Annotated in this window: 14 protein-coding genes; 13 read left to right on the top strand and 1 reads right to left on the bottom strand. The window is 34.6% G+C overall.

The window, feature by feature from the left end; all coding sequences use genetic code 11:
- The first annotated feature begins 50 nt into the window (after positions 1–50).
- The 10 genes from G7092_RS13340 (at position 51) to G7092_RS13295 (ending at position 10540) form a co-directional block, all read left to right on the top strand.
- Positions 51–1328: an O-antigen polymerase gene (locus G7092_RS13340; protein ID WP_202985270.1), complete on the top strand. Its 1278-nt coding sequence runs from the start codon at positions 51–53 to the stop codon at positions 1326–1328.
- Positions 1325–2536: a glycosyltransferase family 4 protein gene (locus G7092_RS13335; RefSeq protein ID WP_166090078.1), complete on the top strand. Its 1212-nt coding sequence runs from the start codon at positions 1325–1327 to the stop codon at positions 2534–2536. Before G7092_RS13340 ends, G7092_RS13335 begins: the two co-directional genes overlap by 4 nt.
- Positions 2537–2602: 66 nt before the next feature.
- On the top strand, positions 2603–2974 hold the full coding sequence (locus tag G7092_RS13330; protein WP_166090076.1) for an acyltransferase family protein: 372 nt from the start codon (positions 2603–2605) through the stop codon (positions 2972–2974).
- Between the two features lie 2 nt (positions 2975–2976).
- Positions 2977–3717 carry an acyltransferase family protein gene (locus G7092_RS13325; protein WP_369074290.1) on the top strand — a complete coding sequence of 247 codons (741 nt, stop codon included), beginning with the start codon at positions 2977–2979 and terminating at the stop codon, positions 3715–3717.
- A 15-nt stretch (positions 3718–3732) separates the two neighbouring features.
- Positions 3733–4863, top strand: a complete 1131-nt coding sequence (locus tag G7092_RS13320) for a glycosyltransferase family 4 protein (protein WP_166090072.1) — start codon at positions 3733–3735, stop codon at positions 4861–4863.
- 39 nt (positions 4864–4902) lie between these two features.
- On the top strand, positions 4903–5985 hold the full coding sequence (locus G7092_RS13315; RefSeq protein ID WP_166090070.1) for a glycosyltransferase family 4 protein: 1083 nt from the start codon (positions 4903–4905) through the stop codon (positions 5983–5985).
- 38 nt (positions 5986–6023) lie between these two features.
- Positions 6024–6581 carry a WcaF family extracellular polysaccharide biosynthesis acetyltransferase gene (locus tag G7092_RS13310; protein WP_166090067.1) on the top strand — a complete coding sequence of 186 codons (558 nt, stop codon included), beginning with the start codon at positions 6024–6026 and terminating at the stop codon, positions 6579–6581.
- A 23-nt stretch (positions 6582–6604) separates the two neighbouring features.
- Positions 6605–7702 (top strand): acyltransferase family protein, encoded by a 1098-nt coding sequence (locus G7092_RS13305; RefSeq protein ID WP_166090066.1) that lies wholly within the window; start codon positions 6605–6607, stop codon positions 7700–7702.
- A 129-nt stretch (positions 7703–7831) separates the two neighbouring features.
- A complete protein-coding gene (locus tag G7092_RS13300; protein ID WP_166090063.1) occupies positions 7832–9175 on the top strand; it encodes an endo-1,3-alpha-glucanase family glycosylhydrolase in 1344 nt (447 codons plus the stop codon).
- A gap of 87 nt (positions 9176–9262) precedes the next feature.
- A complete protein-coding gene (locus tag G7092_RS13295) occupies positions 9263–10540 on the top strand; it encodes a WcaI family glycosyltransferase (RefSeq protein ID WP_166090061.1) in 1278 nt (425 codons plus the stop codon).
- A 149-nt stretch (positions 10541–10689) separates the two neighbouring features.
- Here G7092_RS13295 and G7092_RS13290 read toward each other — a convergent pair whose 3' ends face one another.
- Complete coding sequence (locus tag G7092_RS13290) at positions 10690–12147, bottom strand: glycosyl hydrolase family 79 C-terminal domain-containing protein (RefSeq protein ID WP_166090059.1); 1458 nt, start codon at positions 12145–12147, stop codon at positions 10690–10692.
- A 321-nt stretch (positions 12148–12468) separates the two neighbouring features.
- Between G7092_RS13290 and gmd the strand changes: the two genes are divergently transcribed.
- From gmd to G7092_RS13275, 3 genes are read left to right on the top strand one after another with little or no spacing between them, the layout of a single operon-like run.
- On the top strand, positions 12469–13584 hold the full coding sequence (gene gmd / locus G7092_RS13285; protein WP_166090057.1) for a GDP-mannose 4,6-dehydratase: 1116 nt from the start codon (positions 12469–12471) through the stop codon (positions 13582–13584).
- Between the two features lie 5 nt (positions 13585–13589).
- Positions 13590–14516, top strand: a complete 927-nt coding sequence (gene fcl, locus G7092_RS13280; protein ID WP_166090055.1) for a GDP-L-fucose synthase — start codon at positions 13590–13592, stop codon at positions 14514–14516.
- Positions 14517–14532: 16 nt separating this feature from the next.
- Positions 14533–15516 (top strand): UDP-glucuronic acid decarboxylase family protein, encoded by a 984-nt coding sequence (locus tag G7092_RS13275; protein ID WP_166090053.1) that lies wholly within the window; start codon positions 14533–14535, stop codon positions 15514–15516.
- Positions 15517–15691: the final 175 nt, after the last annotated feature.

Here is a 15691-nt window from a genome sequence, read left to right as displayed (position 1 = left end):
TAATATAATTTCATTTCTATAAAAATAAATGAGTTAATTAAAGGGTTATCATGGATAGAGTATTAGTATATTTTATAGTAATAACTAATTTTATTGTTGCAATTAGGTTTTTACATAAAAAGAAGTGTGAGGTGCCTTTTTTCTTAGCCTTATTTAATATAATGGTGGAGTATAGGTTAATATCTCTTCAGCTTGGATATGGCCATTGGGTAAACTTTGATTACGGTATTTCTCTAAAATTTAATTATGAGATGGCTTATGCCGTAAGTGATCTAATAGCGTTGGGTACAACAATTATGATGTACTGCTTTATGTTTTTCTATCGCCCACCTAAACGTTTATTGAATGATTCTGACTATTATTTAGGTAAATATACACTTTCAAAAAAGTCATACATTGTTGTCGGTTTAATTATATTTAGTATTTTTCAACTTACCTTAGGAAAATCAATAAGTGATAATTTTGTTTTTTTAGCCAAGGTTGGCAACAATTCATTCATCATACTTCTATTTTTGATAACTATTTTTACGAAGAGTAAAAACAGGGCAACTAAAATATTTTTTTATGCGCTATTTATAGCAATGGCATATATCAGCTATAGCCCAAGGTTGCGGTTTCAGTTTTTAGGTTGGATGATTCCTATTGCTTATTATCTAACTAGGGATGTAAAATCATCCAGAAAAGTAACCTTTTTACTTATCGGTATAGTACTCACATTAATCGTGTTCTCATCAGCCGGGGTACTTCGCAATAAAAAAATGGATGAAATGTCATTCAAGGAGCTTGTTTCTGATAGTTTTCAGCGTATGCTCATTGCAGATGACATCAATTTTATTGATGGCTTTATGATGATGTATCAGATTTATCCTGATTATCTTGACTATGATTATGGGAAAGAGCACTTAGATGTGATTTTGCGCCCTATACCCCGATGGCTATGGAAGGATAAGCCCTTGGCCGGGTGGTTTCAAAACTATTCAGCAAAATATGGAACTTCTATGACCACCATTGGTTTTTCGCCAACTATATGGGGCGTTTTTTATGCAGAAATGGGAGTAATCGGGGTGATAATTTTTAGTATAATATGGGCATGGTGGTTGGCTAAACTTTATAGCTATTTCCGAAGTTTTGCATCATCTTTATGGGGTATTCTTGTAGGAATTATGCTGGCCGCTATGATCCCGCTTTTCAGAAGCGGAGACTTGGCTGGTGATGTACTTATTATATTTCTGAGCTATTGGGCAATGATACTGTTTGTTAGAGGGTACAAGAAATTTGTCGTAAAAGAACTTCGCAAAGAATTTTACTTAAATAAAGCAGCGGCATGACAAATAAAATAGTTTGTATCCATATAGGTGCCAGAGCTCATTACCTTCTTCCGAAATCATTGGTGACAAAAAATAAACTGGAGTGTCTGATAACAGATACATGGGTTTCGTCTAAATTGGTGAGGAATATCCTTTCTAAAGTTCCGGTAAGGATAATTAAATCATTTGCCGACCGGTATTCAGCTGAAATATCATCTTCGTTAGTTCGTTCGTTTAGCTGGCGGTTTTTATTTGTTGAGCTTTCCTTAAGACTTAAATTCAAAAATGATTGGAGCCGTATTCTGGAAAGAAATATAAAATTTCAGCAATTAGCTTTAGCCCTGTTTAAAAAACAGGCACCAGATTCTGCGGTTTTAAGTATCAGTTACACTTCACTGTATATTTTAAGAGTGGCAAAAGAACAAAATCGTAAAACCATATTGTTTCAAATAGACCCTGGTTACAAAGAAGAAGAAATAGTAGCAGATATTGTTGAACAGTATGGTAGTGTTTATACAACAAATTGGAAAAGATCATCAGATACTTATTGGAAAGAATGGAGAGAAGAGTGTGATTTGGCTGAAGTTATCATGGTTAATTCTGAATGGAGTAAAATAGGTTTAATGGAGCAGGGGGTTAAGAAAGAGAAAATTAAAATTATTCCATTGCCATTTGAAATAAAACAAAAACACAAGGATTTTAAGAAAAGTTATCCCAAAAGTTTTAATGCAGAGCGGCCGTTAAAGTGCCTTTTTTTAGGGACATTAACGCTTAGAAAAGGAATCCACATAGTATTAGAAACAGCCCGTGCACTACTTGATTATCCTGTTGAATTTATATTAGTAGGGCCAAATGAGCTCGATCCCGGGTTATTAAGTTTAAAAAATGTTCAATATAAGGGTATTGCTCCGCGAAATGAAACAGATGCGTATTATCAAAATTCCGATGTGTTTTTATTTCCAACCTTATCCGATGGTTTTGGATTAACACAATTGGAAGCCATGGCATGGGGATTACCTGTTATTGCGAGCAAATTTTGTGGAGATGTAGTGCTGAACACCGTTAATGGTATATTATTAAATGAGTGTTCTGCAGAAGCGTTATCAACGGCATTAATAAATTTGATAGAAAACCCATATCTGCTTAACACTATGTCAGGCAATTGTTTAAAACGAGTTGAGCAATTTACTTTAGAAAGTTTTGCTGAAGAAATGTTGCTGTTATCATAAAAACTCAATTTTATTACCCGTGGATTTTAATAAAATCGAAAATACAGTTTATATGAGTGTATAAATATGGAAAATAAGGTAGTTAACAAGAATTTGAATATTCTTGATGCACTCAGAGGGTTAGCATCTATTTATGTATTAGTTGGCCACGCCCGCTGGTTATTGTGGGAAGGCTATCATGAGGGATACAAATTGCATCCTGGCGCTTATAATTTTGTAGATAAGGTTGGAATGTATTTTTTTTCCCTATTTCAATTTGGCCACCAGGCTGTTCTTTTCTTTTTTGTTCTTTCCGGATTTGTAATTCATTGGAGTGTATCAAAAAGAGTAGATAAAAGCGGAAAATTTGAGATTGGTGATTATTTGTTACGGAGATTTAGAAGGATTTATCCCCCCTGGTTGCAGCTATTATTTTTACCTGTTTTTTTGATAAAATAGGTTTGTTTCAAAACTTACCTATTTATTTTTCACATACGCAATACTTGTCTATAAATGAAAATATACACCCTGTTCTAAATTGGAACTCTTTGTTAGGAAATCTATTTTTCTTACAAACTGTTTACACACCGGTTTGGGGCACAAACGGAGCTTTATGGTCGTTGATGTATGAATGGTGGTTTTATATACTGTATATACCCATTGGATGGCTGTTTCGTAAACACAAGATTGCCACATCTCTATTGGTTTTACTCGTTTGGATTTTAAATGCAGAGTATGGAGTAAATGTGCTGTTATTAAAAATGGTAATTAATTATTTTATCGCTTGGTATATAGGCGTATTACTAGCTGATTTCTTAATGTATAAAACGGTTAATATTAAAGCGCCGATAGGTTACTTAGCTATAATTTTAGCAGTTTCCTGCTTAAGGTATTATAATGGTATAGGTAAAGATATTGCATTGGCTGTTGGTATTGTTGTTTTTTTATATTTTGTACTTACCACCAATAGGTTTAGCTACCTGGGTAAACTTCATAAGTTAGGCGGCTTTTCGTATACCTTATATGTTGTTCACCTACCATTAATTTGTTTATTGTCGGGCTATGTTATGCATGCTTCCGGCGGAATCTTACCTATGCACTCATTTTATGTTATCTGTGGTGTTATTATAGCATTACCATTTGCGTGGGCATTACATCTTATTACAGAAAAACCATTTGTTACTAAGCATAAGGTAAAATAGGTTAATTGTTAAAGTATGGCTACCAAACCCTCTCTTTCTTTTTACACAAATATTCCAACGCCTTACCAGCTATCTTTTTTTAATGAGCTCAGCAAGCTATTTGATTTAACGGTAATATACTATTCAAATACCGAAAATAACCGGGAATGGAAATTTGATTTAAATGTAGAATACAAGACAGTTGTGCTTAGTAATAACTTTATTGCTAAAATAATCCAAAAAAAGGTGATCGATTTTCATTTTAGTTGGCAAATATTTAAACTGGCATGGAATGATAAAAGTGATTATTTTATAATCGGGGGCAGCTATTGGATACCTAATGCCGCTGTTGCACTAACTTTTAATAAAATTAAAAGAAAAAAGATAGCTTATTTTTCTGAGCCGTTGTTTGAAGTAAGAAATAAAGTCAAATACGCCATAAAATGGCTGCTTCTGCGAATTTTGCAATTTAATTGCAATGCCATTTTTTGTGTTAGTAAACAGGCAGCTGTTAGTTTTGAAAACTTTGGCGTAAAACAGCCTAAATTTATAATACCCTATAATATTGATTCAAAACTCTTTTCGCAGTTAAAGTCAATAAAGTTGGAAGAATTTAAATCAAAATATAAAAGCGCCAATGAAAAGATCATTCTATCGTCGGGATCTTTAATTGAACGAAAGGGGATGGATGTGCTCATAAATGCTGTGAAGGAAATTGGGAATCCCGATCTTAGATTAATAATTATAGGTGGCGGCCCTGATGAACAAAAATTAAAAGATCTTTGTGCAGATGATCATCGTATAATTTTTGCAGGTTTCCAAACCCCAGATCGTATTCCTTATTTTTTTGGAATCGCTGATGTTTTTGCTTTTGCCAGTAGATATGATGGCTGGGCGGTAGTGATCAATGAAGCGATAGCAGCGAATGTGCCTATTATAAGTAGTGATGCGGTAGGAGCCGCAAAGGAGTTGATTACTCATCCTGATTTAGGCTTATTGTGTAAATCAGGTGATGTTCAAGAGTTTAAAGAGGCTATGATATCGCTATTATCCAACGAAAACAAAAGAATTGATATTAAAGAGCATTCGCAAAAGCTTATTCCTTTAATTTCTTCGGATTATAATGCAAATTATGTTTATGATATTTTTACTAGGCTTCTTGCATAAGTGTAACTCGATAAAGTACGATCAATAAATAAAAAATTAATGAAAGTTTTAATTATCGGCCCATTTCCTTTACCTATAAATGGATGCTCCTACGCAAACGAAATTTTGTTGAGGAATTTCAAAAAGGAGAATTTGGAAACAAAAATTATTGATACCAGCACTAAGTCTATATCTTCAAATCAAGGAACTAAATTTTCTATCAGAAAAGCTTTTAGTTTTATACACACTTATTTAAAAGCAGGAAAAGTAATATCATCCGATGTGATTTACCTTACTCCTGGACAAACCTTTTTTGGGATAGTTAAATATGCGCCATTTATTTTTATAGCTATCTTGTTTCGTAAACCTTATATAATACACTTGCATGGTAATTACTTAGGTGCAGAATATAAAAGACTCACTGGTGTAAAACGTAAAATATTTCATTATTTAATATCTCATGCCGCAGCTGGTATAGTTTTATCAAAGTCGTTATTAAAAAACTTTACCGGTTTGTTGCCTGATGAAAAACTACACATTGTAGAAAACTTTGTAAGTGATAGTTTGCTTGGATTGAGTCGACACGAAAAGAATACGGATAAAATCAGAATAATTTATTTGAGTAACTTGATGCGGGAAAAAGGGATAATTGATCTTTTGGATGCATTGTTGGTTTTGGATAAACAAGCCGTAGATTTCAAAGTAGTATTAGCAGGCGTTATTGAGGCCGAAATTAGCGAAGAGGTAGCAGCCGGAATAGCTAAACTGGGAGATAAAATAGAGTACGTAGGAACAATTACGGGTTTAACAAAAAAAGAAAGGCTATTGGAAGCAAACGTTTTTGTATTACCCACCTACTATAAAATGGAAGGACAACCAATTTCTTTATTAGAGGGTATGGCTACCGGGAATATAATTTTAACCACTCAACATGCTGGTATACCTGACATTATAACCGATTTAAATGGATTTTTAATTGATGGGAAATCTCCGGTACAAATTCAGGCGGTTTTAGAGAATATAAATAAGAATTTGGGTTTTTACGTGAATAAATTTTCAAAATATAATATGGAATATACCTCTTCTAAATTCACAGAAGCGAAATTTACAGAGAACATATTAAAGGTTGTTAGAGCAGTTTGAGTTTTATGACCAATCAATAGTTATGTTATTTACAAAAAATGGAGACTGATCTTTCAAAATTTGATATTGGTGATTATAAAGTAGGTGCTGGAAAAATGAAAGTGCTGATTTGGTATTTCTTTAATTATTATCTTCTTAATAGTTCGTTCCCATGGCCATACGGTATAAAAGCTTCTCTATTACGACTTTTTGGGGCAAAAGTAGGTAAAGGGTTGGTTATAAAACCAAAAGTAAGGATTAAAAATCCCTGGAGGCTTACAATAGGTGATAATTGCTGGATAGGAGAGTCTGTCTGGATTGATAATTTGGAAGATGTTGTTATCGGAAATAATGTGTCATTATCCCAAGGAGCGATGTTATTGACAGGTAATCACGATTATACTATAGATACTTTTCCATATCGTTTAGGGAAAATACATATTGAAAATGGAGTATGGATTGGAGCCCAATCCGTAGTATGTCCCGGGGTAGTTTGTAAGTCACATGCAATTTTAGCGGTAAATTCAGTTGCCAATAAGCACCTAGATGAATTTAAAATATATGCTGGAAACCCCGCTATATTTGTCAGGCTCAGGAATATAAAAAAAATTAATTAGAACATTTGCTATAAAATATTCAAATGAAATTAAAACATATACATGAGTTAGACGGTATACGGGGTATAGCTGCGATAATGATAATGATATTTCACTTTTTTCAAGTTTTGGAAGTGCCGTCAACTCATCATACGTTATTGAAACAACTGCAAAATATTTCCAGATTCGGACAAACAGGTGTTACTCTTTTTTTTGTATTGTCAGGATTTTTAATAACCCGAATTTTATTATCAACTAAAAATCATGAAGGATATTTTAGTGCATTCTATATTCGCCGTTCATTAAGAATTTTTCCATTATATTATTTTTTTCTTGTAGTTAGCTATTTTCTTTTGCCCATTTTATTAAAAGAGCCTTTTATTCCATTCCACAAGCAGTGGTATTATTGGGTTTATTTACAAAATTTTGGAACTACGTTTAACTGGGGGTGTGTGGGGCCAGGTCAGTTATGGTCATTAGCAGTTGAGGAGCATTTTTATCTTTTTTGGCCTTTGCTGATATACTATCTTAATGTAAAACAAATAAAGATATCGGTGTGGATCATTTTTGCGTTAGGCTTTATATCTCGATTTCTATTAATCAAAAATGGCTATGAATCTTTCTATTTTACTTTCTCTAATATGGATTCGTTAGCGCTTGGGTCTTTATTAGCTTTGGCAGAATTAAAAGGTATGAACAAAAAGCATTATGGGCTACTTTTTACTGCTACCATTATACCAACTGTTATACTTTGGCGTTTTGTTGGAGGGACTGGCAATGTTTTTATACAGATAATTAAAATTCCGCTAATTGCGGTTGCATATTATGGATTTATAGGCTTTGTTGTTGCATCTTCATTAAAAGCAACATTTCTCAATAAACTGTTAACGTCAAAACCATTAACCTATACGGGAAAAATAAGCTATGGATTGTACGTTTATCATCCAACGCTTTTTGCAATATTTCATCGTAAACATTTACAATTTAATAATATAGGTCTAAATTTGTTGTTTGACATGGGCTCAGCTTATATCATTGCGACTCTTAGTTATTACCTCTTTGAGGCTAATATTTTGAAATTTAAAAAGTACTTCCAGTATAGTAGTAAAATAAGCAAGGAGCGGGGGATTGAGGTTACCTAAACAGGTATATCTTAAATGTGCGGTATGTAATTAAATAAAATAAGTATTTTAATCCTGTTTACACAATAATTATTGCACGCCTATGTGTGCATCAACGTATTAATTTTTAATAAAACAAAATTATTTAAGATGAAAAAAGTTTTTTTATTAATAATGCTTAACATATTGCTGTTAAACGGATATGTTTACGCGCAAGCCAAAAAGGTTTTTGCACATTATATGGTTTGTTTTACATCCTATGATAATGGCAGTGTTGATGGATATAAGAAAGATATTCAGGATGCTCAAAATTTAGGAATTGATGGATTTGCCCTTAATTGCGGAAGTTGGGATGCTACATACAAGTTACATGTATCAAAGTTATTTCAGGCAGCAAATGAACTCGGGACTAACTTTAATTTATTTTTCTCTGTTGATAAATGCTGTGGTATTACCAGCGATCAGGTTGAGGATATGGTTCAAACTTATACCGGTAATCAAAACTATTATAAGTATAACAACCGACCATTTTTATCAGCGTGGGGCGGGGGCGATTTTTTTAGGAGTGTAATTACAGATTTAAGAAAGAAAGGGTATAACGTTTATTTTGTACCATTTCTTTATAACAAAGTAGGGTCTTATGCAACAGAAATTCCCGACTATGGAACCATCGTGCAAAATTATAACGCATATTGGAAAAATTATATAGATGGATATTTCTATTTTGGTGCAGTTGGTTTGCCATTCAAAAATATTAAAGGATCGAATCTGGATGCTGCCGAGGCAAGTGCTTCTGTATTACATCAAAACAGAATGACATTTATGTCATTTGTATCTCCCCAGTACTGGGGAGATAGGCAACCTACTGCTGGTAGGCGTTATTATGAGTATAATGGTGGCGAGGGGATAATTTCGCAATGGGAATCCATTATTAAATCCCAAAAGCCTGATTGGGTAGAGTTATCAACATGGAATGATTGGACAGAGGGAACTTACTTTTCACCTATAGATAATATTGATGATTACGTATTCCCATTAAAGCAATTGCATCCGGAAAAGGGATTCTATAAGTCTCATAAAGGTTTTGCAGAATTGAGTAAATACTATATTCAATGGTATAAAAATGGAGTAAAGCCAGCAATTAATAAAGATAAAATCTTTTACTTCTATCGTACACAATCAAAAAATGCTACCCCTGCTGATCCAAAAGGAATGGTTCGTAGCCGTATAGGGAAGGTTGATGATATAATATACGTTACATCTTTTTTACGGTCGCCGGCAACGCTTGTTGTTAGTTCAGGCGGGGTTGTTACAAGCTATGATCTGGGTATAGGAATCAACAATACAAGGATACCATTCCAGGCAGGTCAACAGATTTTTAAAGTAGTAAGGAGTGGTACTACTATTATAAATCAACAGGGTGAAGACATTATATCGGCCCCTAAAAGCTTTAATTTTAATGTATACAGCGGCTTTGCTGTTAATAATAAATAAAACCAGAGATTATTATTATTTCCTTTAGCAGGCAAATTGCTACAGGTTAATTTGTTTATATACCATATAGATTAAACTAACGAGTTAGTGGATTTTAAAAAACAGTTTAATAAAAAGAAGATCTTACTTATCAGTCACAATTTTTCTCCGGAACCTACGGGTATCGGAAAATATAATGGAGAAATGATGGACTGGCTTGCCCGAAATGGTTTTGATTGTACTGTGGTAACAACCTATCCTTATTATCCCTATTGGAAAGTACAGAGTCCGTATAAGAATAGATGGTATAAAAAGGAGTTTGTTAACTACAATCAGAGCGAATCTTCAATGACGGTTTATCGTTGTCCGTCTTACGTCCCTTCTAAACCAACAGGATTAAAAAGGATGATTCAGGATTTATCATTTTGGAGCTCTATGTTTTGGACTATCTTAAAATTGATTGTAAAAAAGAACAAGTTTGATCTTATTATTACAGTAGCTCCTCCTTTTCACCTGGCATACCTGGGTTTAATGATCAGAAAATATACTGGTGGAAAGTTATTGTATCATGTTCAGGATTTGCAAATCGAAGCTGCGCAGGATTTGAATATGCTTTCAAGTACTAAACTATTTGAAAGACTATATAAAATTGAAAAAAAAGTTCTGGATAAGGCTGATTTTGTAAGCAGTATCTCGGAAGGTATGATCAAAAAAATTACTGAAAAGGCTCAAAGAGAGGTTCAGTTTTTTCCAAATTGGGTTGATACAAATCGGTTCTTTCCAATAACAGATAGAGGAGAGCTAAAAACAAAATGGGGTTTTCAAGCTGATGATAAGGTTTTTCTTTATTCTGGTGCCATAGGAGAAAAACAAGGCCTGGAATCAATTTTATATGCAGCCGAAAAATTAATTAATAATGACAAAATAAAGTTCGTTATCTGCGGTTCAGGCCCATATAAAGAAAAATTAATTGAAATGGCCAATACTGCAGGCTTAATTAACGTATCTTTTTTGCCAGTTCAGGAAATGGATGTATTTAATGAGTTTTTAAATATGGCCGATCTACATTTAATTTTGCAGAAATCAAATGCAAGTGATTTGGTTATGCCATCAAAACTTACAACGATTTTAGCTGTTGGCGGGATAAGTTTAGTAACAGCACCTGAAGGTACATCACTTTATAAAACAATTGATCAATATAATTTAGGGTACATTATTGAACCCGAAAACACTGAGTTACTATGCAAAGCGATAGTTGAAATGAAATTTGATGCAGACTTTGAATTAAAGAAACAAAAGTCACGTGAATATGCTTTGAAATATCTCAATATTGATAATGTGATGAATGAGTTCTTAACTAAGTTTGCCTTAATAAGTCACTCTTAAGAACCTCTCTTAAACCCAGTGGGCCAATAAACCACCTCTTTCGAAATCTGATCATTATGAAATTAATTACTTTTCAAAGTAATTAATTTCATAATGATCAGGTAAATTCTACTAATCTGTTGTTGATATTTTGTAAAACCGACCAGTATTTATTGTACTGAGGTATTGGAAGCTGTTTGTACCTTAATTACAGCTGCGCTTGATGCAGGAATGTTAATGGTAAAGGTATCTTTATTGATGACAAACTGTTCAGTAATGTTTGGTTTGAAGGTACCATCGGTATTAACCTGACTGTTTGCGAATCTTACGCCTGTAGCTGAAGTTACCAGAGGTGCAGTTAATCTGGCAATTGATATTGTTGAAGCAGATTTACTTAATTGTACGTTAACAGAAAAGTTTTTAGATACTTCTTTATTTATTATTGTTATTGCGTAGCTACCATCGGCCTGTACGCAAGCATAGGCATTACAATTATAGGTGTTATTATCAATAACAGTCGGAACAATGGAGGCATTGCTGTTAGTGGCATATCTGAAAGCTAGCATACCATAATACAATGGTCTTGCGGTTAGTGAACCATTATCAATAGTTATGGCGGTGTAGTGTTGGTCTGTTTTAATACCGGTATGAAAGTTAACACCTGCACAATTATTTTGAGCTGCCTGCCACATAAAGTCAAGTCCCCACAATGCTGAAGCAAATACGTCACTCACGCCGACTTTACCACCATAAGAAACGCTATTACATTCCGTAATGCGATAAGGTAAATTAACTCTTTTTGAGATATCATGAAGAACCTGGAAATACTTGTCTAAGCCCTGGTCTTTTATTAAAATATCATTGTATGCTACATTTGGTTTTACGGCCTGGCTATAGGCGTAATAATGCTGATCAATTAAACGGAGAATGCCTCTTTCGTTATTTGCCAAAGCTTCTATCCACCCGGTATTATATCCAACATCTGGACCCGCAAACGGAAGCCGTGGGCTAACTGAGTTAATTGCCGAATAATAGCTCTTCCATTCACCAATGAAATCTGCATAGCCATAATTAGATTTTCGTAGTTTATCGAACATATAATAATCGGGCTCATTTCCCATTTGTAAGGCATTAAGGTTGCCTTTTAATGTAGCTGCAATATATTTTGCTTCTTCTGCTGCACTTTTGGGATCATTCGCTCCCAAATTTAATCCAAATATAACAGGCCATCCTGTAGCGGTTGTAAATTTCGCCACTCGGTCGATATCAGTTGTATTTAGCGAGTTTACACCATTAGTAATGGTACGTGAGTTACCAGTCCATGGAATTCTGTCGCTGGTATTACCTCCGAAACGTAATACACCTGGCCCAAGATTTTTAAATAACTGGACTACTGCTGAATTTTGTTCATTTAAAAAATCTGGATTTTGAGTAAGAATTTCTACTTCGTAACTTAATCCTTCAAATGTTTTTGGGATGACCAGACCTGGATTTTTTTGATCTATCGTAAGATTTAAATTAATAGGCTTACTTACGTCTGGTATTAACGCTGGGTCGGTTTGTTGAGTATTCTTGCTACAAGAAAAAAAACATAGCAATGCTATGATGATAAGTCCGGGTCTATTCATTTTAATTAGGGGTATAAATTGTAGCAAAGATATTATTTAGAGCATTAAATTTAATGAATGCAATTGTTATTTTTTTGTTATTTTATTTTTTCAATAAATTCATTGTTTACAGTTGTAAAAAACTGGTATTATATATTTAATATTCCAGAAATTCTAGTGTAGACAGTTTTATTGATTTTGTAAAAATTTCAATTGAATAGCAATTTTAATGTTATCTTGCAATGTTTTTGTTACTAAATATAGTAAAAATAAAATTATTACAAACTTTGCATTGTAAATGTTGTTATAGGTCAAATAATTTAGGTCACTACAGTATAAACTATGAAAAAAATTGCCCTCATTACAGGTATAACCGGTCAAGACGGAGCTTATTTAACTGAATTGTTATTATCAAAAGGATATGAAGTTCATGGAGTTAAACGCCGAAGCTCTTTGTTTAATACAGACAGAATAGATCATTTATATCAGGATCCACATGATGACGACCAGAGGTTAATACTCCATTATGGCGATTTGAGTGACAGCACCAATTTAATAAGAATTATTCAGCAGGTGCAACCCGATGAGATATACAATTTAGGTGCGATGTCGCATGTAAAAGTTAGCTTTGATACGCCTGAATATACAGCTAATGCAGACGGTATAGGCACTTTAAGGTTGTTAGAGGCCATTCGTATTTTGGGACTGGAAAAGAAAACTAAAATTTACCAGGCTTCTACTTCTGAATTATATGGTTTGGTTCAGGCGGTTCCGCAATCAGAAACCACCCCCTTTTATCCCCGTTCTCCTTATGCGGTAGCCAAAATGTATGCTTACTGGATAACGGTAAATTATAGAGAAGCCTACGGGATTTATGCCTGCAATGGTATCTTGTTTAATCACGAGAGCCCTTTACGTGGCGAAACGTTTGTTACCCGTAAAATAACAAGGGCAACGGCTAAAATAGCAATGGGATTACAGGATAAGTTGTTTTTGGGGAATCTTGATGCACAAAGAGATTGGGGACATGCCAAAGATTATGTAGAGGCCATGTATTTGATTTTACAACAGGAAACGCCAGAAGATTATGTTATAGCTACTGGTGTAACAACCAGAGTTCGTGAATTTGTAAGGCTTGCATTTGCCGAAGTAGGTATAGCTATTGAATTTAAAGGCGAGGGTGCAGCTGAAAAAGGTTACGTAGTTAGTTGTTCTAATCCCGATTTTCAAATTGAAATTGGAAAAGAAGTAGTTGCTGTTGATGAGAAATATTTTCGTCCTACAGAAGTTGATCTCTTAATAGGCGATCCTACTAAATCAAAAACCAAACTAGGATGGCAGCCAAAATATGATCTTCAGCATTTGGTACGTGAAATGGTTGCAGCCGATGTAGATCTCTTCAGAAGAGAAAAATTATTGAAAGATTCGGGTTACTCGATTAGAAACCAGTTTGAATAAACAAAATGGAGAAAACTTCTAAAATATATATAGCCGGCCACAAAGGTATGGTTGGGTCTGCTATATATCGGAAATTGATTAAAGAAGGTTTTGGAAATATTATAACTCGTAATTCATCAGATCTTGATCTTCGTGATCAGAAAGCTGTTACTGAGTTTTTTTCTGTAGAGAAACCGGATTATGTATTTTTAGCTGCTGCTAAGGTGGGCGGTATTATTGCCAATAATACCTATCGCGCCGATTTTTTATATGAGAACCTGCAGATACAAAATAATATCATTCACTCATCATATGTTAATGGGGTAACGAAGCTTTTGTTTTTGGGTTCAAGTTGCATTTATCCTAAAATGGCTCCTCAGCCTCTAAAAGAGGAGTATCTGTTAACAGGTTTACTCGAACCTACAAATGAACCATATGCCATTGCAAAAATTGCCGGTATAAAAATGTGCGATGCGTATCGTGATCAATATAATTGTAATTTTATATCGGTAATGCCTACAAATTTGTATGGGTATAACGATAACTATCATCCCCAAAATTCACACGTATTGCCTGCTTTGATTCGTCGATTTCATGAAGCAAAAGAGCAAAACTTAACCAATGTTACTATTTGGGGTACCGGATCACCTAAAAGAGAGTTTTTATTTGCAGATGATTTGGCAGAAGCTTGTTACTATTTAATGCAAAATTATGATGAACCTGGTTTGGTGAATATTGGCACAGGGGAGGATATTTCTATAAAAGATCTGGCAATCTTAATTAAAAATATAATTGGCTACAATGGAGAAATTAACTTTGATACAACAAAGCCAGATGGAACTCCACGAAAGTTAATGGATGTTTCTAAGTTACATAGTAAAGGTTGGAAACATACAATTGAGCTTGAAGAAGGTATAAAATTAGCTTATCAGGATTTCCTTGATAAATTGTGAGGAGAACAATCAAAATATGTCAACTCGTAAACGGATATTAATAACCGGAGCAGCCGGCTTTCTGGGTTCGCACCTGTGCGATAGGTTTATCAAAGAAGACTACCATGTAATTGGTATGGATAATTTGATTACCGGCGATCTGCGTAATATTGAGCACTTGTTTAAACTGGAGAACTTTGAGTTTTACAACCATGATGTATCCAAATTTGTGCATGTTCCCGGCGAACTTCACTATATACTACATTTTGCATCGCCGGCAAGTCCGATTGATTATTTAAAAATACCGATCCAAACCCTAAAAGTGGGTTCGCTGGGTACCCATAACCTGCTTGGGCTGGCCCGTGCCAAAGGTTCCCGGATGCTGATTGCCTCTACATCAGAAGTTTATGGCGACCCTAACGTAAACCCACAACCCGAGGAATATTGGGGCAATGTAAACCCGGTTGGGCCACGTGGTGTTTATGACGAAGCCAAACGCTTCCAGGAAGCTATAACTATGGCTTACCATACCTTCCACGGACTGGAAACCCGTATTGTGCGAATCTTTAACACCTATGGCCCCCGTATGCGCTTAAATGACGGACGTGTATTACCCGCCTTTATTGGTCAGGCTTTGAGGGGCGAATCATTAACCATGTTTGGCGATGGTTCACAAACCCGCTCATTTTGTTATGTAGACGATCTGGTTGAAGGCATCTACCGCCTGCTGCACAGTGATTATGCACAGCCGGTAAACATCGGTAACCCCGATGAGATCACAATAAAACAATTTGGCGAAGAGATTATCAAGCTAACCGGTACCGATCAAAAACTCATCAGCCTGCCATTGCCGGTTGATGATCCTAAACAACGCCGGCCGGATATCACTAAAGCCAAAGCCATTTTAGGCTGGGAGCCCAAAGTATCCCGGAGCGAGGGTTTGAAGATCACGCTAGATTATTTTAAATCTCTGCCCGAAAAAGAAATAAACCACAAGGATTTTGCGTACTATAATAAATAGCATTAATAGGTGTTTTGTATTTAAATAAAGCCGGATGCATCTCATCGTTAACAGATTATACCTAATTCGATTTTTAAATCAGATACCTATAAAAATCAGCTTAACTAAATAAAAAAGGTAATTGCCAATTGTTTATCAATTATCTAAGCAATAGTCATTATCTTTCGATTAGCTA

The organism is Mucilaginibacter inviolabilis (assembly GCF_011089895.1).
GTDB lineage: Bacteria > Bacteroidota > Bacteroidia > Sphingobacteriales > Sphingobacteriaceae > Mucilaginibacter > Mucilaginibacter inviolabilis.
The sequence above is the reverse complement of the archived record's forward strand: the minus strand, read 5'-3'. Positions and strand labels throughout refer to the sequence as shown.